Raw genomic sequence first — 22,219 nt, forward strand, 5'->3', positions numbered from 1 at the left:
AAGCAGCACCCGGCCGGGGAACCTTGACTGATCGAAACGCGATCCTCTTGATGGTGCAAGTCTGATCACGACACCGCATGCCAGCGGTTCGCAAATGCGCTCGAAGACGGATTGCAACGCCTCGAACATTTCATTGGACCAAGACCGAACAACAAGTGCAATTGAGATTCAACTCAAGGTCGACGCGCCAAAAGTGCCGCGGCGCTTCCGAAAGGGCTTCCGTGGCGCCACCGCACAGCTCGCCGCGAGGATGCGCCTCCCCTTGCGCGGGCGTGGTGGCACCACGCCCGCAGTCGTTGGGCTTCCCGAGCCTGAGGTCCTATGAGGATGGATGCTCAGACCTGCGGCTGTAGCGACCCGAGGGTCGAGGTCACGGGTGTCTGCCGTCCGCCGCGCCGCCTACAGCTGCCCATCCTGATCTCCACAGACTGCGACGGTAGTGACTTTCACACTAAGTTGGCGCGCGCAAGCACAGCCACCTCGGGCAGGTGACGCCTAAAGGAAATATCCGAGCAAGCGGTCGATGGCCGGCACTCCGAATGCGCCGAGCAATGCAAGCAGTACGTAGCGGATGTCGCGCGCGATCAGAGCAAGGAGCCTCAGTTTGTCGCACTTGAAAGCCAAGTAAGGCTGCTGGGAATCCCTGGGGGCGGCTTAGGTTGCACGGCGCAAACCTGCGTTGCTTGAGATGAGTGAGTGTGGCACACTTAAAACGAGTACGCAAACAGAAACTCGAAAAATGAGTGCCAAATCCCCGGCATCCTATTCGGCGTTAGCCGACTTCGTTGCAACGCACCGTGCTCGTGCAGGCCTCAAGCAGGCCGAATTCGCGGATCAGGTAGGGAGCTCGCAGCAGACGATCAGCCGCTGGGAATCTGGCGCGTCCCGTCCGCGGCAACGCGAACTGATGCGAGTTGCGGCGGTGCTACGCGTGCCAGTTGACGAACTCCACGAAGCCGCGGGCTACACAAAGAGCGGCGAGGTGGTGGCTTCGTTCGACAGACCACTGCCCTTGCACGCGCTGACGCCGGATGCGTTTGAGCGATTCTGCGCAGACCTGTTGCAGTCCAGGTTGGGGCCCGGCACAAAGGTGGAACGGGCTGGCAAGGAGGGGCACAAGCAGCACGGCATCGACATCTCGTTCATCGACGGCGATGGCTTCTTGCAGGTTTTCCAATGCAAACGCAGAGAGGAGTTCGGCCCATCTCGCGTGAAAGCAGCTATGGCCGCAGCCAGCGCCGTACAGGCGCGTCAGAAGACGCTGCTTCTGTCCTGCGTGGCAAGCCCGGCCGCCAGATCAAGCCTCGCAGGCACAGACTGGCAACTTTGGGATCAGGACGACATCTCCCGCATGTTCCGCGCGCTGCCTATGCAGGATCAAGTCGACATCGTCGACCGGTACTTCCGTGGACAGCGATTTGCGCTACTGGGGCAGGAAGAAGCGGGACCCTGGCAAACACCAGAGAAGTTCTTTGCCCCCTTCTTGACCGGCAAGGCCTTTGGACACGATTGGCTTGTCGTTGGGCGCGATGCTGAACTCCGGCAGCTCAGCGATGCCTTGCACGATCCGAAGAGGCCGTACATCTTTCTCGTGGGTAGCGGTGGCTCAGGCAAGAGCCGGATCTTGCTTGAACTGATCCAGGCGTACCTTCGAACCACAAGCCCGTCCCGCGTTCGGATGCTGGCCCCGCAGGTTCCACTGACGCCTGCAAGCCTGGAAGCGCAGGGCAACTTGGACACCTTGTTTGTCGTCGATGACGCGCACGACCGAGACGATCTGGGCCTTCTACTACGGCACGTTGAGACGTCTTCCGGCCGTTCACGACTGCTCCTTTCGCTTCGTCCGTACGGACTGGACTCGGTGCGTCGCCAGGCCGCCCACCTGAGCGTGGAGAGCGACAGCGTGACCCAAGTAACGCTGGGCCCCCTGTCCAAGGAGGCAGCAACCGAACTCGCGCGGCAGGTACTCGTCAAAGGCGACGGTCCGTCCAACTTCGCCCCGACCATCGCCGAACACACCCACGAGAGCCCCTTGCTGACGGTGCTTTCCGCCCATGTTGCAGCGCGGGACAAGCTACATCCCCACTTCATCGCAGACACCGACGAGTTCCGGCACCGGATCCAGCTCGAGTTCGAACGCGTAGTGACCCAGGAAATCGCGACCGGGGCCGATGGCGCTCGTATGACCGAGCTGCTGTCGCTCATTGCCTTAGTGCAACCAGTTGCGAAGGACGACAAGGCACTGTTGGACCTGATCACAGCGGTCACGGACATCGCACTGCCGCAGGCCGTTCGGCTCTTGAATCTCCTCGTGGGTGCCGGAGTACTCTTCCAGCGCGGGCGCAACTATCGCCTGGCGCCTGACCTGCTGTCCGACTCGATCATCGAGCGGTGCTGCTTCAGCCCGTCGGGCGCATCGCTGAACTATGCAGAGCGCGTATTCGACATCGCCCCGGCCAGCTACCTGAAGAACCTGATGCTCAACCTCGGTCGGCTTGACTGGAGACGCAATCGTGGCGACACGTCATCAAGTGACCTGCTGAGCGGCATCTGGTCGAAGCTGAAGTGGTCTTCGAGCTACATCAACCCACACGTACAGGCAGCGGTTGGCGTGGCTTACTACCAGCCGCAGCAGACCATCGCATTCGCTACGCGCCTTATTCGAGAGGGACACGGCCAGGAGCGAGATGTCGCGCAAATGCTCAAGTACGCTGCGTACAACCAAGCGCACGCGCCCGACGCCATGCTGTTGCTTTGGAAGATTGGCAGAAGCGGACCCGCCGCGGACGGTCGCACGGCCAACCATGCCATGCGCATCTTGTCGGAATTGGCAGCACCCGAGCCCAGCAAACCCGCCGAGTACGTCCGCACAGTCGTGGACTTCTTCATCGGCATTTTGAAGCGGCCCAACGAGCCGGCGCACGCGCGAACACCATTCGACGTCCTCGAGAGTGCCCTGGCCCTGGAATCAAGGGTCCACACGGCCCGCCGAGCGGAGATCTTGATCACGAGATACCACGTGGATCTCGATCTCATGTCGGATGTGCGCATCCGCATTCGCGACGCGGTCATCGACTGCCTCACGTCGTCCAACCTGCAGCTCGCGTACCGTGCAGCGACGATGCTCTCGCAGTGCATTCGTGGCTCGATGAATGGCTTCATCAATGAGGAACAGAGGGAGCGGCACGAAGCATATGCGCTGAAGGCGATCGCGGCGGCTACGGACGTTGCCCAACACCGCCAGTTGCCTGCAACCGTACTGGTCCGCATGGCGCAATCGATCACGGCACAGGCGCGCAGCAGAAGCGAGGACGCGAAGGCCATGGTCCAGGCGGTGTGCGCCCAACTTGACCGCGACCTGCCGACCAAGGTGATCAGGGCGCTCATGGATGCTTGGGGAAAGCTGCATGACAGCATCCACGACGACTACAGAGCTGTAGCCGAACAGAACGACAAATGGCTGAACGAGCTTGTGCAGCAGGTCCATGCTGCGTATCCGGACAGCGTGGACCTTGCACGTTTTCTTGATGATCGCGTGAACGAGATGAACTCGGCGAAGCCCGCGCGAGACAGCGGTCACCGTTTCCTTCGAATGTTGGTTGCGACAAGCCCCAGCCTTTCCGAGCATGTCTTGGCGATGCATCGCTCATCGCAGCCGCACCCACTGGCAGAGCATGCGAGCCAGGCGCTCGCCACGATGCTCGCCTCGTCTTCCGATCCAGACGCCTGGATAGGCGCCTATGTCAACAGCGGTTCCTCCACGGATCTCGGGGTGCTTGCGGAGGCCCTGACGCTGGCTGGCGAGCCGGCTTGGAGATTGCCCCACGCCAGGCGAGCCATGCGGTCAATCGTCGAGTCAAAAGACGCATCGGTTCTCTGGCATGGAGCGTATCTCATGCTGCGCGTTGCGCAGTTCGACGCAGCCTTCGCGCTGGACCTCATCTGCAGAGTCGACTTTGCGGCTGCCAAGGACGCGACGAAGGAATACTTCATGCTCCTCAGCCCTACCGGACAGATTCCCGCAGCATCGCTCGGCAAGGCCAATCGAGACCGGCTGCTGGCCAACTTGGCCGCCGCTGCCGAACTCGACGACTACTGGATTCTCGAGTTCCTGAAGGAGTCCGTTAAGCAGGAGCCTCGTTCTGTCGTTGCCCTCGTGCAGGCGCGCCTTCTACGCACAACGCAAGAACGCGACTGGATCGCCGAGGCCTTGTGCAACAACAGCAGCGATCAGACGCTTGGCCTGCTGGACACCCATCACGGCGTGGCGGCTCTGATCGAGTTGCTCAACTGGTCCTTGGAGCACATTGAAACCGCAGGCTTCGCAGACAGGCTTGGAACGGCGGCGGAGACGCTGTGCGGCCAAACGGGTGTTGCCCTCCTCGAGGTCGTGCTCGGCTGGCTCCACTTCGGAACCGAAGCGCACGCCAAGGTCGCTGCAGCGCTGATCGCACACTGCCCTTTCTCTATGCTCGTGGAGCACAGCTCCGATGTCATACGCATCTTGGAAGAGGTGGAGCCGATCTCAGAAGCTGCAGTTCAGGAGCTCCACGACGCCTTCTGGCGCGCGTCCGTATCAGGCGTTCGCACCTCGACTCCCGGCCAGCCGACGTCCGAAGACATTCAAATGGTCCGTGTTGCGGCAGAGGTCCTCAGCCAGCTGACGCCGCTGGATCCGGCCTACTCGCTGTATTCGAGCCTCAAACGGGACGCGGAGAACTCAATCGGATCTGTACGTCGTCAGCGCGAAGCGATGGAAGAAGAGCTGTAGGCCCGTTGAACCGGGGTGGGGCCCGCGACATGCCTCAGCCACGCGAAACCCCGTACATATGAGCAGTGTCGACGCGAGGATCAGGCGCGCCGATATCGAGGCGACTGGGCGTAGTACTCGTTTACCTGCGCGTCAAGCGCTTGGCGCTCGAGCTCCAGCCGCTGCGCCTCGCTCCGATCGTTGTCGGTCGCCTTCCAGTCCATAAGCACAGCGGCGACCTTGAAGTGCATCGAGCTCGCCGCCATCAGAAACCCCGGCATGTCAGCAATAGCGGCCGTCTCGCGCAAGCCAACCACCTCACCTCGGTCGTCCATCTGCACGTAGTCTTCCAAAGGCGCACCCGCTCCATGGGCGTGCATGGAAAGCCTGCGATACAGCGTCAGATAGGTGTCCAAATTGCCGGTTCGCTCCGCCCACCAGGCCACGTTGAAGCCCTCCCCTGGGCCGTACGCAGCAATTGCATCGTCGAGCACCCGTTCGGTCAGCTCCGGCGCTCGGCATGTGGCATCAAGCCTCCTCAGGCCGCTGAGCGCTTTGCGCGACTCGGCCTGTGTTTGCACTGCATACCGCCTCGCCAAGTCGGGTTCGTTGCTCACGGCGGCGAAGACGAACCATTGCTCCAGGAACGAGCGCATGAGCGCAGCAGCCGAGTCGTACAGCCCGTCTTCGACCAAGAGGAGGACCGCCTGGAAGAACCGATGCATGCGCACCACCATCAAGAGGAGCAGTGTGCGGTGGGCATCGTCGCGGCTCACCTTCTGTTGCGTCACCACTTTCGCGACGAAACGCTCAACGCGCTGGGACAACAGCAGCGAGTTGCCTACCAGGCGCTGTTCAGTGGTGCTCGTTGGCCACAAAGGATACAGGCGAACCTGTGAGAGCGTCGCACTGCAAGCCCGCCCCAGAGCCTGGTCAGGAAGACGAAGGCAAGCACAAATAAGGTCAGGATCGTCCTGTCCAACATCGGGGCCGACCGACGGGCCAGCGCCCGCGCCAGAACAATCCATCGCTGCGCTCTCCTGGCAAGCGCACCAAGGCTGCGCACCGCCCTCCCCTTGGCGCAACGATTTCTTGCTTTCCCCTGAGCCCTCAAGATCGGTTTACCCCTAGGCCCGCACCAAGAAAAACGGGCTGGCTCCTTCTGAGAGCTAACCCGTTGAATTTTTCGGTCGGTGCACAAGGATTCGAAGCTTCGACCCTTGCACCCCATGCCAGTCCTCGGTGAGGTGTTGTGCTGATCGTCACGATCAACGTCAAAGACACCTGCCCGTTCCGGGTCCAAAGGAGGTCCTCGCAGCAGTACAGATTCTGGCTCAGTGCTTGGTACGCGCTGGCGGAATAGCAGGGCTTGCGGACCAGGCCGGGATGGCGCCAAAAAAGCTGGTCCGCCGCAGGGAAGAAACCCCACGCTCGGCCGGGAAATGACCGCTGACTCGATGTCCGGATTTTTCGGACACGAGTCGGACACGGATAGAAAACGGAGGCTGGAAAAGAAAAAAGCACTTAGCGCTTTTGCGCTAAGTGCTTGTTTTCATTACTTAATTTTGGTGGGCCCTGAGTGACTCGAACACTCGACCTACGGATTAAGAGTCCGCTGCTCTACCAACTGAGCTAAGAGCCCGATGTCTTGTGCTGCCGACCTGTTCGAACGAACCGATCGCCTTCGCAATCATCGCCGGGTTTTGCAAGAAATCTTGTGTTCCCCGGAAGCCCTAGACTATAACCTACTTTTTGTGGATGACGCAAGATTTTTCAAAATCTTTGGCGACAAGCCACCACTAAGATGGCGGGACGCCAGCACAAGAACAAGGACCACACCATGCGCAAACCCAGCCCATGGACACTTTGCACGGTGGGCCATGCCGCACTGGACCACTGCTTCAGCATCGCGGATTTCCCGCCCGCGCCGACCAAGACGCCGGCGCAGCACTACCAGGCGATCTCCGGTGGCATGGCCGCCAATGCGTCGATCGCGGCTGGGCGCCTGGGCGCGACGGTGCGCCTGCATGGTGCGATCGGCGATGACGATGCCGGCGACTTCCTGGTGCGGCGCCTCGGCGAAGCCGGCGTGGACTGCCGGCAGTTGCAGCGCGTGGCGGGCGCTGCCTCCTCGGTGTCGGCCGTGGTCATCGACGCGCGCGGCGAGCGGCAGATCTTCAACCACCGCGGCGACGCCCTCACGCGCGCCACCGGCCTGGACACCACCGTGCTGGCCGGCTGCGATGTGCTGATGGCCGATCCGCGCTGGATGCCCGGCGCCCTGGCCGCCTTGCGCTGGGCGCGCCAGGCCGGCGTGCCCTCGCTGCTCGATGGCGACCTGTCGCCCACGGAGGATCTTCAGGCACTGGCGGCGCTGGCCGACTGGGCGGTGTTCTCCGAATCGGGCCTGGCGGCCTTTGCGCCACAGGCCACGCTGGCCGATGGCCTGGGCGCGGCGCTGGCCTCGGGTGCCCAACTGGCCGCGGTGACGCTGGGTGCCCACGGTGTGCGCTGGCAGCGCCCGGGCGGCCCGGTGAAGAGCCTGCCGGCCTTCCCCGTGCAAGCGGTGGACACCAACGGCGCGGGCGACGTGTTCCATGCCGCGCTGGCCATGGCGGTGGCGCGCAGCCTGCCCGACGAAGACGCCATGCGCTTTGCCTGCGCAGCCGCTGCGCTGAAGTGCCAGCGCCCGGGCGGCGTGGCCCACGGGCCCGACTGCGCGGAGGTCGAGCAGATGCTCGCCGCGCAGGCCGCCGCCCTCACATGAGCAGGTGCTCGCCGGCGTTGTCGCCGCCCAGGATCACGTAGTTCACCTTGCGGATGTCCATGAGCCTCTTGCCGCCGGCATAGCTGATGGAACTCTGCACGTCCTGCTCCATCTCGACCAGGGTGTCCGCAAGCCGGCCCTTGATCGGCTCCAGGATGCGCTTGCCTTCGACATGGCGGTACTCGCCCTTGTTGAAGTCGCTGGCCGAGCCGTAATACTCCTTGAACAGCTTGCCGTCGACTTCCACGGTCTGGCCCGGCGATTCCTCGTGCCCCGCGAACAGCGAGCCGATCATGACCATGGAGGCGCCGAAGCGGATGCTCTTGGCGATGTCGCCGTGGTCGCGGATGCCGCCGTCCGCAATGATGGGCTTGGTCGCCACGCGCGCGCACCACTTGAGCGCCGACAGCTGCCAGCCGCCCGTGCCGAAGCCGGTCTTGAGCTTGGTGATGCACACCTTGCCCGGGCCGATGCCGACCTTGGTCGCGTCCGCGCCCCAGTTTTCCAGGTCGATGATGGCCTCGGGCGTGCCCACGTTGCCAGCGATCACGAAGGATTCGGGCAGCTTGTCCTTCAGGTAGGCGATCATGTTCTTGACGCTGTCGGCATGGCCATGGGCGATGTCGATGGTCACGTACTCGGGCGTGAGGCCCTCGCTCACCAGCCGGTCCACGGTGTCGTAGTCCGGCTTCTTCACGCCCAGCGAGATCGAAGCGAAGGTGCCCTGGTCCTTCATGCGGCGCACGAAGGCCACGTTGTCCAGGTCGAAGCGGTGCATCACGTAGAAGTAGCCATGCTGCGCCAGCCACAGGCAGGTGGCCTCGTCCACCACCGTCTTCATGTTGGCCGGCACCACCGGCAGGCGGAAGCTGCGGGCACCCAGCGTCACGCTGGCGTCGCACTCCGAGCGGCTCTCCACGCGGCACTTGCGCGGCAGCAGCAGGACGTTGTCGTAGTCGAAGATTTCCATGGCGATCCAGCTTTCATCAATGCTTGCATTTAAGAATTGAGCGCTTGGACTGGACCGGCCTGTCACCGCAGCGGGCAACAAAAAACCGGGTGCCAAATACTTGGGCCCGGTGACTGATTCTAGCCGCGTGGGTATCCCTACGCAGCCTCCTAGAATCCGACCGATGGCCCGCCCCTACAAGATCCCGCAGTCGGTCCTGGTCGTGATCCACACGCCCGCGCTCGAGGTGCTGCTGATCCGCCGCGCCGATGCGCAGGAGCACTGGCAATCCGTCACAGGCAGCAAGGACACCGAGGCCGAGGAACTGCGCGAGACCGCGCGGCGCGAGGTGTTCGAGGAAACCGGCATCGTCTGTGCCGAGGGCCTGGTGGACTGGAACCTGGAGAACGTCTACGAGATCTGGCCGCAGTGGCTGCACCGCTACGCGCCTGGCGTGCGGCACAACACCGAACACCTGTTCAGCCTCGCCGTTCCGGCCGGCACGCCGGTGCAGCTGCACGCGCGCGAGCACACGGCGTTGCAGTGGCTGCCCTGGGAGGCTGCGGCCGAGGCCTGCTTCTCGCCGTCCAACGCCGAGGCCATCCTGATGCTGCCGCGCTTCGCGGCCCGTGCATGACGCGTGCCGCGGCCCGGCTGCAGGGCAACCACCAGCTCACGCTGCTGGAGGGCACGCGCGAGCTCTTCCCGGCACTCATCGCGGCCATGGATGCGGCGCACACGCTGATCCACTTCGAGACCTACATCTTCGACTTCACGGGCAGCGGGGCAGAACTCGCCGAGGCTTTGCTGCGCGCTGCGCGGCGCGGGGTGCAGACCTGGGTGGCCGTGGACGGTTTGGGCACCGGCGCAGCACCCAGGGACTGGCAGCAGCGCTTTGCCGAGGCCGGCGTGCAGTGGCGCGTGTACTCGCCCGTCAACACGCTGGCCCTGCTGCTGCCCACGCGCTGGCGCCGGCTGCACCGCAAGCTCTGCGTGGTCGATGGCCAGGTGGCTTTCTGCGGCGGCATCAACGTGCTGGACGACTTTCACGACCCCAGCTGGGGGGCCCTGGAGGCGCCGCGCCTGGACTTCGCCGTGCGCGTGACGGGTCCGCTCGTGGCCGATGCGCAGCAGACGGTCGCCCTGCTCTGGCGCCGGCTGCAGGCTGTGCACGACCTGCGCCGCCGTGAGCCCCTGCAGGCCGTGCACGACCTCCTGCAGAACGGCAGTGGCCGTGGCGAGGCCATGGCGCACGGCAGCCCCGGTGCGCGCGCGGCCCTGCTGCTGCGCGACAACCTGCGCCACCGCAAGCACATCGAGCGCGCCTACCTCAAGGCCATCGGGGCGGCGCACCATGAGGTCGTGATCGCCAACGCCTACTTCATCCCGGGCCGCAAGCTGCGCAATGCGCTGGTGCGCGCAGCCCAGCGCGGCGTGCGCGTGCAGTTGCTGCTGCAGGGCCGCTACGAGTACTTCATGCAGTACCACGCCTCGCGGCCGGTCTACGGCCTGCTGATGCAAGCCGGTGTGGAAATCCACGAGTACGCGCCCAGCTTCCTGCATGCCAAGGTGGCTGTCATCGACGGGCACTGGGCCACGGTGGGATCGTCCAACCTCGACCCGCTGAGCCTGTTGCTCGCGCGCGAGGCCAATGTCGTCATCGAGGACAAGGCCTTCGCCCAGCAACTGCGCGAACGCCTGCTGCGTGCCATGCGCGAAGAGGGCAAGCGCATGGAGCCCACGCACCATGGCCGCCGCCCCTGGCCGCAGCGTTGCAAGGAGAGCCTGGCCATGCTGGTCATGCGCCTGGCACTGATGGTCACCGGCAAGCGCTACTGAGCGCCACGGTCAGCGGCGCGGCTGCAGCCCGCACCAGCGGGCCATGAAGACGGCCAGCACGGCCGTGACCTCCATGAGGCTGTCCAGCGACACCCACTCGTCGATGCCGTGGAAGCTCGCGCCGGAAGGCCCGTAGCAGACCGCCGGCGTGTCGCCATACAGGTTGAAGAACTTGGCATCGGTCGTGCCCGTGAACGCGCTGGGCTCGAGCGGCGCGCCGGCGATGTCCGCATGGCACTGCTGCAAGGTGCGGACCACCGGGGCGTCCAGCGGCAGATCGAAGCCATCTGCCTGGAACCCAGCGTAGACCACGCGGTACTGCAGCGCCGCACTGGCCGGATGGGCGGCATAGGCCTGTGCCAGCAAGGCCTCGACCTCGGCCTTGACCTGGCCCACCGGGATGCCCGGGTAAAAGCCGATGCGGATGTCGCTGCGGCAGGCCGTGGGCACCGAAGACGCCCATTCGCCGCCCTCGATGCGGCCCAGGTTGAAGTTGACCGGATGCTGGTGGTGGGCAAAGCACCGGTAGCGCGCGGAGGGCGCATTCCAGCGCGCCTCCAGTTCCTTGAGCCTGGCGAACAGGTACATCGAGAAATCGATCGCTCCCACGCCGGTCTGCGCGACCGATGCATGCACGGGCTTGCCCAGCACCTCCAGGCGCAGCCACAGCACGCCCATCTGGCAGGTCATGATGCCGCCCAGCGGCTCGGGAATGATGGCCGCGTCGGCACGGTAGCCGGCCACCAGGCAGGCCAGCGCGCCGTTGCCGGTGCACTCCTCCTCGATCACGGACTGCAGCACCACCTGCGCGGCCGGCTCAAGCCCCAGCGACTGCAAGGCCTTGAAGGCCATGGTGTAGGCCACCAGGCCGGCCTTCATGTCGCAGGCACCGCGGCCGTAGAGCCGGTCGCCATCGACGAACGGCTGGAACGGCGGGTGCGACCACAGCGCCTCGGCCCCCACCGGCACCACGTCGATGTGGCCGTTGAAGATCAGCGACTTTCCGCCGGCGGCACCGCTCGGCGCATGGATGCCGACCACATTGGTGCGGCCGTCGTAGGAAACGATGGACGGCGAATAGGCGGGGTGCTCGCGCAACTGCGCCTCGTCGATGGCGAAGCGGTCCACGCGCAGGCCCAGCGCGTGGAAGGCGCGCTCCATCACATCCTGCGCGCCCTGCTCCTGGCCCAGCAGCGAAGGCTGGGCCACCAGGTCCTGGAGCATGGCGACCGCGTCGTCGCGCAAGGCGTGGGCGGCGGACACGATGGCGGATTCGTCGCTGCGGGCGGAACGTGAGAGGCGGGCAAAGTCGTCGTGCATGGGCAAGGGCTGGCGGGGTTGTGGCTGTCGAACGCGCGGCGTCGCGGCCGACGCCGCCATTGTGCGCGGCCGCGCGGCAGCAAGTGCTTGTCTATACGCAAAATGCGCGCCATGACCGAACTCGTGGTGCAGCGCCCCGAAGGGCTCTACTGCCCACCTGGCGACTTCTACATCGACCCGTGGCGGCCCGTGGACCGGGCCGTGATCACGCACGCCCACGCCGACCATGCGCGCACCGGCCACGGGCACTACCTCGCGGCCGCCGCCGGCGAGGGCGTGCTGCGCCAGCGCCTGGGCGAGATCACGCTGCAGACCCTGGCCTATGGCGAGCGCATCGCGCACCACGGCGTGGAGATCTCGCTGCACCCGGCCGGCCATGTGCTGGGTTCGGCCCAGGTACGGCTGAGCCATGGCGGTGAGGTGTGGGTCGCCAGCGGCGACTACAAGGTCGCCCCCGACCCGACCTGCGCGCCGTTCGAGCCGCAACGCTGCGACGTGTTCATCACCGAGTCGACCTTCGGCCTGCCGATCTACCGCTGGCGCAGCGATGCCGAGCTGTTCGCCGAGATCGACGCCTGGTGGCAGGCGAATGCGGAGCTCGGCCGCGCCAGCCTCTTGGCCTGCTACAGCTTCGGCAAGGCCCAGCGCATCCTGGCCGGCGTCAACGCGGCCATCGGCCCCATCGTCGTGCACGGCGCCGTCGAGCCTTTGAACCAGGCCTACCGCGCAGCCGGCGTGGCCCTGCCCGCCACGCAGCTGGCCACCGAGATCACCGACCGCGCCGTGTTCAAGCGCGCGCTCGTGCTGTGTCCGCCCAGCGCGGCCGCCAGCACCTGGGCGCGGCGCTTCGGCGATGTCGGCACGGCCTTCGCGAGCGGCTGGATGCAGCTGCGCGGCGCACGCCGGCGCGGCGGCTACGACCGCGGCTTCGTGCTCAGCGACCACGCCGACTGGCCCGGCCTGCACCGGGCCATCGGCGCGACCGGCGCGCAGCGCGTGATCGTGACGCACGGCAGCATTCCGGTCATGGTGCGCTACCTGGGCGAGCAAGGGCTGCAAGCCGGCGCCTTCCAGACCGAATACGGGGACGAGGTGCTGGAGACCGAGGCTGCATGAAGCTGTTCGCGCGCCTGTTCAGCGAGCTGGACGCCACCACCTCCACCAGCGCCAAGGTGCAGGCCATGCAGCGCTATTTTGCGCAGGCGCAGCCGGCCGATGCGGCCTGGGCCGTGTACTTCCTGGCGGGCGGCAAGCCGCGCCAGGTGGTGCGCACGGCCAGCCTGCGGGCCATCGCCTGCGAAATGGCCGGCATCCCCGACTGGCTGTTCGAGGAAAGCTACCAGGCCGTGGGCGACCTGGCCGAGACCATCGCCTACGTCCTGCCGCTGGACGGTGGCGGCAGCACGCTGGGCCTGGCCGCCTGGATCGAGGAGCGGCTGCTGCCTTTGCGTGGCCTGCCCGAGCCGGAGGTGGCCGCGCGCGTGCGCGGCTACTGGGAGGAGCTGGACCCGCAGGGCCGCTTCCTGCTGATCAAGCTGGTGGGCGGCGGCTTTCGCGTCGGCGTCAGCAAGCTGCTGGTGCAACGCGCGCTGGCCGCGCACGCGGGCGTGGATGCCAAGCGCGTGGCCCAGCGCATGATGGGCTATACCGACACGCGCAGCATGCCCACGCCCGAGCGCTTCGCGGCGCTGACCCATACGGCATTGGACGAGGACAGTGCGCATGCGCCGGCCGACCCCGGCCAGCCCTACCCCTTCTTCCTCGCGCACCAGCTGGACGCGCCGCTCGGCGAGTTGCCCGACCGGCTGGGCCCCGTGGACGACTGGCAGGTCGAATGGAAGTACGACGGCATCCGCGGCCAGATCGTCAAGCGCGCAGGGCAGGTCTGGCTTTGGTCGCGCGGCGAGGAACTCGTGACCGAACGCTTCCCCGAGATCGTCGCCGCCGCCAGCGCCCTGCCCGACGGCACGGTGCTGGACGGCGAGATCCTGGTCTGGCCGGCCGGAGCGGAGCAGCCCGCGCCCTTCGCGCTGCTGCAGCAGCGCATCGCCCGCAAGACGCTGCCGCGCAAGCTGCTGGCCGATGCGCCCGTGTCCTTCGTCGCGTATGACCTGCTCGAACTGGCAGGCCAGGACCAGCGCACCCGGCCGCAAGCCACGCGCCGCGCCGCGCTGGAGCGGCTGCTGCCACACCATCCCGGGCTGCGCCTGTCGCCGCTGGTCGCAGGCGCCGACTGGACTGTGCTGGCCGCTGCGCGCGCCGAATCGCGCGCCCGCGCCGTGGAAGGCCTCATGCTCAAGCGCCGCGACGCCGCCTACGGCACCGGCCGCACCAAGCAGGACGGCCTGTGGTGGAAGTGGAAGATCGACCCCATGGCCGTGGACGCCGTGCTGGTCTATGCCCAGGCCGGCCATGGCCGCCGTGCCTCTGTCTACACCGACTACACCTTCGCGGTCTGGAACCGTGCGCCGCAGGACGCGGCCGAGGCGCAGGCCGTGCTCGACGCCATCGCGCGCAAGGAGCCGGCCCAGCCCGGTGCGCTGCAGCTGGTCGCCTTCGCCAAGGCCTACTCGGGCCTCACGGATGCCGAGTTCCGCCGCGTGGATGCCATTGTCCGCAAGAACACGCTGGAGAAGTTCGGCCCTGTGCGCAGCGTCGTGCCCTCACTGGTGTTCGAGCTCGGCTTCGAGGGCATCGCGCGCAGCCCGCGCCACAAGAGCGGCATCGCGGTGCGCTTTCCGCGCATGCTGCGCATCCGCGACGACAAGCCCATCCACGAAGCCGGCACGCTGGCCGAACTCGAGGATCTGCTGCATGCCACCGCCCCCGCGCCGCCGAAGGCCCTGGGTTAATATCCCCCGATGCTCATGCACCCGCCAGGCGCAGCAGCGCTGTCCCCCACCACGACCACCGCCGACGACGAAGGTACGCCTGTTTCGGTGAAGATCCGCGAACGCCTGAACGCGGCCAAGAAGCGCTTCAACGCCAACGACAACATCGCCGAGTTCATCGAGCCCGGCGAACTCGAGCAACTGCTCGACGAGGTCACGCAGAAGATGGAGGGCGTGCTCTCCAGCATGGTCATCGACACCGAGCGCGACCACAACACCGACAACACCGCGCGCCGCGTGGCCAAGATGTATGTCAACGAGGTGTTCCGCGGCCGCTATGTCAGGCCGCCCAGCATCACCGAGTTTCCCAACGCCGAGCATTTGAACGAGCTCATGATCGTGGGCCCGATCACGGTGCGCAGCGCCTGCTCGCACCACTTCTGCCCGGTCATCGGCCGCGTCTGGATCGGCGTGATGCCCAACGAGCACACCAACGTGATCGGCCTGTCCAAGTACGCGCGCCTGGCCGAGTGGATCATGGGCCGCCCCCAGATCCAGGAAGAGGCCGTGGTGCAACTGGCCGACCTCATCATGGACAAGACCCAGCCCGACGGCCTGGCCATCGTGATGGAGGCCAGCCACTACTGCATGGCCTGGCGCGGCGTGAAGGACATGGACAGCAAGATGATCAACTCGGTCATGCGCGGCGTGTTCCTCAAGGACCCGAACCTGCGACGCGAATTCCTGGCCCTCATCCCCCAACGCAAGTCCTGAAGGCCGCCCATGCTTGTCCGTCTGCTCTATGCCAGCCGCGCCGTGGACACCAGCCCCGGCGCCATCGAGGCCATCCTGACCCAGGCCCGCGAACACAACCCGAGCTGCGGCATCACAGGCATCCTGTGCTATGGCGGCGGCATCTTCCTGCAAGCCATCGAAGGCGGCCGCATGGCCGTGAGCGAACTCTTCGGCCACATCCAGAAGGATCCGCGCCACCAGGACGTCGCGCTGCTGCACTTCGAGGAGATCAGCGAACGACGCTTCGGCGGCTGGACGATGGGCCAGGTCAACCTGAGCCGGCTCAACCATTCCATCTTGCTCAAGTACTCCGAAAGAGCCGAACTCGATCCCTATGCCGTGTCCGGCAAGGTCTCGCTGGCGCTGCTTGAGGAGCTCATGGCGACCGCCTCCATCATCGGCCGCGTGTGAGAGCCTTGGGTGTATACCCGGACGCTGAAGCCGTCGATGTGTAGGCAATCTCCTACGTGTCGGTCGAAGGCGCGCTGGCACAATCTTTCGAGCGCGGGTGATCCTTCTGCCCGCGGCCAGAACCCCACCTGCCGTGCCGCTCAGAACCTACATCGTCGAAGACAACCCCACCATCCGCGAGAACCTCGTCGCGACACTGGAGGAACTGGCGAACATCCAGGCAGTGGGCAGCGCCGAGACCGAAAACGAGGGCAAGGCCTGGCTCACCGAGAACGGCCTGCAATGGGATCTCGCCATCATCGACCTGTTCCTGAAGCAGGGCAGCGGCTTGGGCATCCTGCACGCGTGCAAGGACCGGGCACCGGGCCAGAAGCTCGTGGTGCTCTCCAACTACGCCACGCCCGACATCCGCAAGCGCTGCGCGCAGCTGGGCGTGGATGCGGTGTTCGACAAATCCAACGAGATCGATGCACTGATCGATTTTTGCGTCGAGCATTCGTCACGCGCCTGAGCACGGGGGGCTGACGCTTGCCGCGCTTCGCACGTCCGCGCTGGCTGTCCATTCCGACGATGGCGATCAGCCTGCCGCTGGCGATCCTCGCCGCGGCCGTGCTGATCGCGATCAACGAGACCGGCCACAGCCGGTCCATGGCCGCGCTCTCGAGCATGGCGCAGGTACAGCAGACACGCAGCGGCGTCACCCAGCTGCTGCAGCACATGCTGGACGCCGAGACCGGCCAGCGCGGCTACCTGCTGACCGGCGACGCGCGCTACCTCGAACCCTACGAAAGCGCCACCTCGGTCATCGCGCAGAACCTGGACGCGCTGCGCGGCCTGTACCTGGAGCACCCGCGCGAGCTGGAACTCTTCGCCGAACTCTCGCGCAACGTGCAGCGCAAACTGGCCGAGATGGATGTCAGCGTGCGCCTGCGCAAGCAGGGCCACGAAGACGCCTGGAAGTTCGTCCTCAGCACGGACGTCGGCCAGGAGCACATGAACGCGATCCGCGAGCAGTCCGCGCAGCTGGTGCAGGCCGCGCAGCTGCGCCAGGCGGTGGGCGAGTCGCAGATCACCCAAGCGCTGCAGCTCTCGCGCATCGGCATCGCGCTGGTGGCCATGGTCGGCCTGCTGGCCTTCTACATGTACCTGCGCCAGACGCGCCGGCTGCAGGCCGTGGACCAGCGCGTGCAGGAAGACCTGCAGCGTGAGCGCGACCTGCTGGGCCAGCAGGTGAACGAACGCACGGCGAGCCTGGCCGAGCTGGCCACCCATCTGCAGGAAGTGCGCGAACGCGAGCGCGGCCACCTCGCGCGCGAGCTGCACGACGAGCTCGGCGCCCTGCTGACGGCCGCCAAGCTGGACGTGGCGCGCCTCAAGTCACGCCTGGGCACTGACTCGCCCGACGCGCAGCAGCGCATCCAGCACCTGACGGACACGCTCAACAGCGGCATCGCGCTGAAGCGCCGCATCATCGAGGACCTGCGTCCCTCCTCGCTCACCAACCTCGGGCTGGTCACGTCCCTGGAGATCCTGGCCCGCGAGTTCGGCGAGCGCTCCGTGCTGTCGGTCACCACCAACCTTGAGGCGGTCGAACTCGACGAAGCCGCCCAGCTCACCGTCTACCGGCTGGTGCAGGAGTCGCTGACCAACATCAGCAAGTACGCGCGTGCCCAGCAGGTGCACGTGAGCGTGCAGAACTACGGCAGCCACGTGACGGTGGAGGTCGAGGACGATGGCCAGGGCTTCGACACCAGCCGCACCGCCCCGGCGGCCAGCCATGGCCTGGCCGGCATGCGCCACCGCGTCGAGGCGGCCGGCGGCAGGCTGGCCATCCACTCCACCGTGGGCCAGGGCACGCGCATTTCGGCCACGCTGCCCGTGCGCACCCAGGTGCCGCGCGCCGACACCTGAGCCAGCGCCGGCCGCAAGGTCGGCACCCTCCTACGCAGCCAGCGCACCACAGCCGACGGTGCGAACCGCCGGCCGCTGATCGGCTGGCCGCCCGCGTCTCTTTACGCTTGCGACCAGACCACAGCGATGGTCTTGATCCACAGCCACAAGGAGTCCGTCATGCTGCACTACTCGGTCGTTTTCCTGGTGATTGCACTGATCGCCGCCGTCTTCGGCTTCGGCGGCATCGCAGCCGGCGCCGTCGAGATCGCCAAGATCCTGTTCTTCATCTTCGCCATCATGGCCATCGTGGGCTTCGTCGTGAGCATGGTGCGACGCAACTAGCCGCCCCACGCCACCGGCGCCGCCGCCCAGCCAGAGCACCCGGGCGCGCCGGTCCTCCTGTCTCTCTGCCCCAACGAACACAAGGAAACTGCAATGAACCTCCGCACGCACAACGGCCTGGCCCGCGACGCCGACCAGATGACCCGCCACCTCTCCGACCGGGTGCTGCAGTCGGCGCACGAAGCGGTCGACTCCACCCGTGACCTGGCCCAGCATGCGCTGGACAGTGCCGACGGTGCAGTGCGCAGGGCACGCGGCCGCATCGACCCGGCGCTCGAGGACATCGCCAGCAACGCGCAGAAGCTCGCACACCGCAGCCTGGACATCGCATCGCAGACCGGCGCGCGCGCCCAGCAGACCCTGCGCCAGTACGCGGCCGTGACCGAGCGCTACGTGGCCGACCAGCCCGTGCGCGCGATCCTGATCGCCGCTGCCGCGGGCGCCGTGATCGCCGCCCTGGCCATGGCGGCGGCGAGCAGCGCCCGCAAGCGCCGCGAAAACTCGCACCGCAGCTACTGAGCCGCGGCCCGCCCTTTCCACGCTGCACCCCACCACGACGATGCTGCATCCCATCTTCTCCACCGTGGTCTCCCGGCCCGACCTCGTGGTCGACCACCTGTCGGCTTACGTGGCCCTGGCCAGCGAGGAAGCGGCTGCCACCGGCCGCGACCTCAAGCTGCGCGTGCTGGCACTGGCCGTGGCGGGCGTGTTCGGCCTGATGTTCGTGCTGCTCGCCGGCGTGGCCGCCATGCTCGGGCTGCTGCATGGGCAGTTCCACTGGGGCCTGGTGGCGGTGCCGGGCACCGCCCTCGCGATCACGCTGGTGGCCTTGCTGGCCAGCCGGCGTCCCTCACCCGGCGAGCGCTTTGCAGAGCTGCGCCGGCAAATGGCGGCCGACATCGGCCTGTTGCGTACCGCAGGAGAAGGTGGCCATGGACACCACTGAACTGGCCAGCGAGCCCACGCCGCGCGAGCGGCTCGAGATGACCCGCAATGCGCTGGCGCGCCAACTCGTGCGCCGCCGCCGCCCCGGCCTGCCGTCCGAGGAGCCGCAGTTGGCGCAACAGGGCATGCTGCCGCGCATGCGCCGCGCGGCCCGCGTCTGGTGGCATTCGCACCCGATGCACAACGCCGTCGACTTCGCCCGGCCGGCCTTGCAGGACTACGCCGAAGACAAGCCCTACCGGCTCGTCGGCATGGCTGCCGGGGCCGGCGCGGCCCTGGCGCTGCTGCGCGTGTGGCATCTGCTGCCGCTGACCGGCGTGGCCTTCGCTCTCATGAAATCGTCCGACCTGAAGGCCACGGCGCGCTCGTTCGTCGCTGCGCCGCAGGGCGCAGTCGCAGATCCTCGCGAGGAGGAAAACCCACGCACGACCGCAGCGGTGGCCACCGGCCACCGAGCGGGCGCGGCGTGAGACCGGTGCCAGGCCTCGTGCAGCCTGTCGCCACCATTGTTCCGCACCACAACAAGCCCAAGGAGCCAACCATGCGCACCCTCCGCCCCCTCACCCTCGTCCTCGTCGCCGCGCTCAGCGTGGCCACCATCACCGGCTGCGCCGTCGTGCGCGACCAACAAACCATGGGCGCCTACGTCGATGATGCCGCGATCACCACCGCGGTGAAAGCCAAGTTCGTGGAAGACAAGACCGTGGACGCCGGCGCCATCAACGTGCAGACGCTGAACGGCACCGTCAACCTGTCCGGCTTCGCCAAGTCCGGCACCGAACGTGCGCAGGCCGAGCGCCTTGCACGCGACGTGAAGGGCGTGCGCGACGTGCGCAACACGCTGGCCGTGCGGCCCTGAGCAACACCACCCAGACCTTCAAAGGCTGAATGGGCGCACACCTTGGGTGTGCGCCCCTTTTTTTCGCGCGACGGCCAACAAGGCACTCCATGCAGATCTTCAGTTGCGACCACTGCGGTCATCCGGTGTTCTTCGAGAACGTGCAATGCCTGCAGTGCGGCAGCGCGCTGGCCTTCGTGCCAGAGCGCATGGCCGTCACAGCCATCGAGCCGGTGCCGGGCGCAGCACCGGCCGCCCCGCCCGACCCGCAGGCGCCGCCGGCCGAATTGCTGTGGCAGCCGCGCAGCGCCGACGATGGCAGTGCGCTGCAGTACCGGCTGTGCCAGAACCAGATGCGCTACCAGGCTTGCAACTTCACCGTGGCCGCCGACGACCCCAACCCACTGTGCATGTCATGCCGCCAGACACGCATCCTGCCCGACCTGTCGGTGCCCGAGAACGTGCCGCGCTGGATGCGCATCGAGACGGCCAAGCGACGCCTGCTCTACACGCTACTGCGCCTGGGCCTGGCCGACCCGCGCGCCAAGGAAGGCCCCGTCTACCAGTTCATGGCCGACCTGCCCGGCCAGGCGCCGGTCATGACGGGCCATGCCGCCGGCGTGATCACGCTGAACGTGGCCGAGGCCGACGACGACGAGCGCGTGCGCCGGCGGGTGCAGCTGTTCGAGCCCTACCGCACCTTGCTGGGCCATCTGCGCCACGAGTCCGGCCACTACTACTGGGACCAGTTGGTGCGCGACCATCCGCAGCGCCTGGCCGGCTTCCGCACGCTGTTCGGCGACGAGAGCCAGGATTACATGCAGGCCCTGCAGGCCCACTATGCGGCCGGTGACGGCCGGCCCGACTGGCGCCCCAGCTTCGTCAGCGCCTATGCCGCCGCCCACCCCTGGGAGGACTGGGCCGAGACCTGGGCCCACTACCTGCACATGGTGGACCTGCTGGAGACTGCGGCCTCTTACCGCACACGCATCGTGCTGCCCAGTGCCGACGGCGCGCAGCCCAGCCGGCCGGCCGATCCGTTCCAGGAGGGCCGCAGCAGCTTCGACGAATGGATCGCGCAGTGGGTGCCAGTCACGCTGCTGCTCAACAGCCTGAACCGCAGCCTCGGCCAGGACGACGCCTATCCCTTCGCGCTGAGCGAGCAGGCGCTGCACAAGCTGCGCTTCGTCCACGACGTGATCGGTGAGGCCAGTGCGCCAGCGCCCGCCGAAGCCCCGCCGGTGCAGGCGGAAGGTGCGCCGGCGTAGACCTGTCCGCGCGCGGGCCCCAGAATCGGGGCCATGTCCCAACCCTCTTCCACGGCCAGCCCCTGGCCAGAGCGCGAGGTTCCGGCCGGCACCGTGCTGATCCGGGAAGCCGAGCGCAGCGATCACCTCTACGTGCTGCGCCAGGGCGCGTTCGACATCGTCCGCGCCGGCGTGCGCATCGTGCAGGTGCGCGAGCCCGGCGCCTTCCTGGGCGAGATCGCGCCGCTGTTGGACACGCCGGCCAGCGCCAGCGTCATCGCCGCCAGTGACAGCGTGGTCCAGGTCGTCCACCCGGCCGCAGCAGCCGTGCGCAGCGACCCGGCTCTCACGCTGGCCATCGCCCAGTTGCTGGCGCGTCGGCTGCAGACCGTCACGGCCTACCTGGTCGACCTGCAGCAGCAGTACGCCGGCACCGGCACCCATCTTGCGGTGATGGACCAGGTGCTGGCACGGCTCATGGAGCAGCAGCCCAAACCGCCGCATGCGCCAGGCTCCGAACGCGCCGACGTGCCGGACTACTGAACCTCACGCAAGGCGCGCGTCTCCACGCCGGCCAGCGAGACCCAGGTGGCCGTGGCCGCCGCCAAGTCAATCTCGATGCGCGCGGGCACATCGCCGATCTGCCGGCCCGCATTGAAGAGCCAGGTGCTGCCGATGCGCTCGGTCCATGCGCCGCCGGTCTTGAAAGGGGCCTCGTGGATGTGGCCGCACAGCACGGCGCTGGGGCTGTGGCGCGCGACCAGCTCGGGCAGCAGCGGGTCGCCGTAATGGCGCCGTCCGGTCCAGCTCAGGCCGCCCTCGGGCGGCGCATGGTAGACCCAGACCCAGCGCCCGGATGCGGCCTCGCCGCGGCGCAGCGCGGCGGCCTCCAGTTGCTGGCGCACGGCCGCCTGGGCGTGCGGGCCATCCCACCACGGGCAGACGGTGAACAGCGTGCCGCCGATGCAGACGCTGTCGCCATCCACCGCCAGGCGCGGGCCGCGCAGTTCGTCGAGCCAGTCGGCCGTCTTCTCGCCTGCGGCATTGCGGGCGTTGAGGTCGTGGTTGCCGGAACAGGCCAGCACCGGCACCAGCGCCGACAGCCGCGCCAGCGTGGCCGACAACACGGCCACCTGCACCTCTGCTGGAACGGCAGACACCACGTCCAGGTGATCGCCCGCAACCACCACCGCATCGAACTCCTCTGCCCGTTGGAACAACCAGTCGTACTGGCGCAGCTTGTAGTGCAGGTCGGAGGTGAGCAGGATGCGCATCGCGCCCGACTGTAAGCG

At 66.9% G+C, this 22,219-nt stretch carries 21 protein-coding genes and 1 tRNA gene; 17 read left to right on the forward strand and 5 right to left on the reverse strand.

Annotated features, from left to right (window positions below; translation table 11 throughout):
- Positions 1-739: 739 nt before the first annotated feature.
- A complete protein-coding gene (locus DES41_RS24155) occupies positions 740-4,771 on the forward strand; it encodes a helix-turn-helix domain-containing protein (protein ID WP_170168282.1) in 4,032 nt (1,343 codons plus the stop codon).
- A gap of 80 nt (positions 4,772-4,851) precedes the next feature.
- On the opposite strand, the gene DES41_RS24160 is transcribed toward DES41_RS24155, so the two are convergent.
- Together DES41_RS24160 and DES41_RS24165 are read right to left on the reverse strand one after the other, a co-directional pair.
- Entirely contained in the window at positions 4,852-5,577 is a 726-nt protein-coding gene (locus DES41_RS24160; RefSeq protein ID WP_114470221.1) for a DUF5677 domain-containing protein, read from the reverse strand.
- Between the two features lie 739 nt (positions 5,578-6,316).
- Positions 6,317-6,392 (reverse strand) — tRNA-Lys (locus DES41_RS24165).
- A 198-nt stretch (positions 6,393-6,590) separates the two neighbouring features.
- On the opposite strand from DES41_RS24165, the gene DES41_RS24170 reads away from it, so the two are divergent.
- Entirely contained in the window at positions 6,591-7,517 is a 927-nt protein-coding gene (locus DES41_RS24170) for a PfkB family carbohydrate kinase (protein WP_170168283.1), read from the forward strand.
- On the opposite strand, the gene DES41_RS24175 is transcribed toward DES41_RS24170, so the two are convergent.
- Positions 7,510-8,487, reverse strand: coding sequence for a GMP reductase (locus tag DES41_RS24175; protein WP_114470223.1), 978 nt, complete (start codon positions 8,485-8,487; stop codon positions 7,510-7,512). The two genes, DES41_RS24170 and DES41_RS24175, sit on opposite strands and share 8 nt — an antisense overlap.
- Positions 8,488-8,650: 163 nt before the next feature.
- Here DES41_RS24175 and nudB point away from each other — a divergent pair, with 163 nt between their 5' ends.
- Positions 8,651-9,103: a dihydroneopterin triphosphate diphosphatase gene (gene nudB / locus DES41_RS24180; protein WP_114470224.1), complete on the forward strand. Its 453-nt coding sequence runs from the start codon at positions 8,651-8,653 to the stop codon at positions 9,101-9,103.
- Entirely contained in the window at positions 9,100-10,305 is a 1,206-nt protein-coding gene (gene clsB / locus DES41_RS24185; RefSeq protein ID WP_114470225.1) for a cardiolipin synthase ClsB, read from the forward strand. The genes nudB and clsB overlap by 4 nt, the downstream gene beginning before the upstream one ends.
- Positions 10,306-10,314: 9 nt before the next feature.
- Here the strand turns inward: clsB and DES41_RS24190 are convergent, their stop codons facing one another.
- Entirely contained in the window at positions 10,315-11,625 is a 1,311-nt protein-coding gene (locus tag DES41_RS24190) for an ArgE/DapE family deacylase (RefSeq protein ID WP_114470226.1), read from the reverse strand.
- A gap of 111 nt (positions 11,626-11,736) precedes the next feature.
- On the opposite strand from DES41_RS24190, the gene DES41_RS24195 reads away from it, so the two are divergent.
- From DES41_RS24195 to DES41_RS24255, 13 genes are all read left to right on the forward strand, one after another.
- On the forward strand, positions 11,737-12,741 hold the full coding sequence (locus tag DES41_RS24195; RefSeq protein ID WP_425466389.1) for a ligase-associated DNA damage response exonuclease: 1,005 nt from the start codon (positions 11,737-11,739) through the stop codon (positions 12,739-12,741).
- A complete protein-coding gene (locus tag DES41_RS24200; RefSeq protein ID WP_114470228.1) occupies positions 12,738-14,477 on the forward strand; it encodes an ATP-dependent DNA ligase in 1,740 nt (579 codons plus the stop codon). Before DES41_RS24195 ends, DES41_RS24200 begins: the two co-directional genes overlap by 4 nt.
- A gap of 15 nt (positions 14,478-14,492) precedes the next feature.
- On the forward strand, positions 14,493-15,230 hold the full coding sequence (gene folE, locus DES41_RS24205) for a GTP cyclohydrolase I (protein WP_114470430.1): 738 nt from the start codon (positions 14,493-14,495) through the stop codon (positions 15,228-15,230).
- A gap of 9 nt (positions 15,231-15,239) precedes the next feature.
- Positions 15,240-15,662 (forward strand): BLUF domain-containing protein, encoded by a 423-nt coding sequence (locus DES41_RS24210; RefSeq protein WP_114470229.1) that lies wholly within the window; start codon positions 15,240-15,242, stop codon positions 15,660-15,662.
- 133 nt (positions 15,663-15,795) lie between these two features.
- On the forward strand, positions 15,796-16,173 hold the full coding sequence (locus DES41_RS24215; RefSeq protein WP_114470230.1) for a response regulator: 378 nt from the start codon (positions 15,796-15,798) through the stop codon (positions 16,171-16,173).
- Between the two features lie 59 nt (positions 16,174-16,232).
- A complete protein-coding gene (locus DES41_RS24220; protein WP_114470431.1) occupies positions 16,233-17,573 on the forward strand; it encodes a CHASE3 domain-containing protein in 1,341 nt (446 codons plus the stop codon).
- A gap of 159 nt (positions 17,574-17,732) precedes the next feature.
- Positions 17,733-17,897, forward strand: a complete 165-nt coding sequence (locus DES41_RS24225; RefSeq protein ID WP_114470432.1) for a DUF1328 domain-containing protein — start codon at positions 17,733-17,735, stop codon at positions 17,895-17,897.
- A gap of 93 nt (positions 17,898-17,990) precedes the next feature.
- Complete coding sequence (locus DES41_RS24230) at positions 17,991-18,416, forward strand: hypothetical protein (protein ID WP_114470231.1); 426 nt, start codon at positions 17,991-17,993, stop codon at positions 18,414-18,416.
- A 40-nt stretch (positions 18,417-18,456) separates the two neighbouring features.
- Positions 18,457-18,843: a hypothetical protein gene (locus DES41_RS24235; RefSeq protein ID WP_114470232.1), complete on the forward strand. Its 387-nt coding sequence runs from the start codon at positions 18,457-18,459 to the stop codon at positions 18,841-18,843.
- On the forward strand, positions 18,830-19,312 hold the full coding sequence (locus DES41_RS24240; protein WP_114470233.1) for a hypothetical protein: 483 nt from the start codon (positions 18,830-18,832) through the stop codon (positions 19,310-19,312). The genes DES41_RS24235 and DES41_RS24240 overlap by 14 nt, the downstream gene beginning before the upstream one ends.
- 71 nt (positions 19,313-19,383) lie before the next feature.
- Entirely contained in the window at positions 19,384-19,701 is a 318-nt protein-coding gene (locus tag DES41_RS24245) for a BON domain-containing protein (RefSeq protein WP_114470234.1), read from the forward strand.
- A gap of 89 nt (positions 19,702-19,790) precedes the next feature.
- Positions 19,791-20,948, forward strand: coding sequence for a zinc-binding metallopeptidase family protein (locus DES41_RS24250; RefSeq protein ID WP_114470235.1), 1,158 nt, complete (start codon positions 19,791-19,793; stop codon positions 20,946-20,948).
- Positions 20,949-20,981: 33 nt separating this feature from the next.
- Entirely contained in the window at positions 20,982-21,470 is a 489-nt protein-coding gene (locus tag DES41_RS24255; RefSeq protein ID WP_114470236.1) for a Crp/Fnr family transcriptional regulator, read from the forward strand.
- Here DES41_RS24255 and DES41_RS24260 read toward each other — a convergent pair.
- Entirely contained in the window at positions 21,464-22,201 is a 738-nt protein-coding gene (locus DES41_RS24260; RefSeq protein ID WP_114470237.1) for a metallophosphoesterase family protein, read from the reverse strand. The genes DES41_RS24255 and DES41_RS24260 overlap by 7 nt on opposite strands.
- Positions 22,202-22,219: the final 18 nt, after the last annotated feature.

Source organism: Pseudorhodoferax soli (assembly GCF_003337555.1).
In the GTDB taxonomy this organism is placed as follows: Bacteria; Pseudomonadota; Gammaproteobacteria; order Burkholderiales; family Burkholderiaceae_C; genus Pseudorhodoferax; species Pseudorhodoferax soli.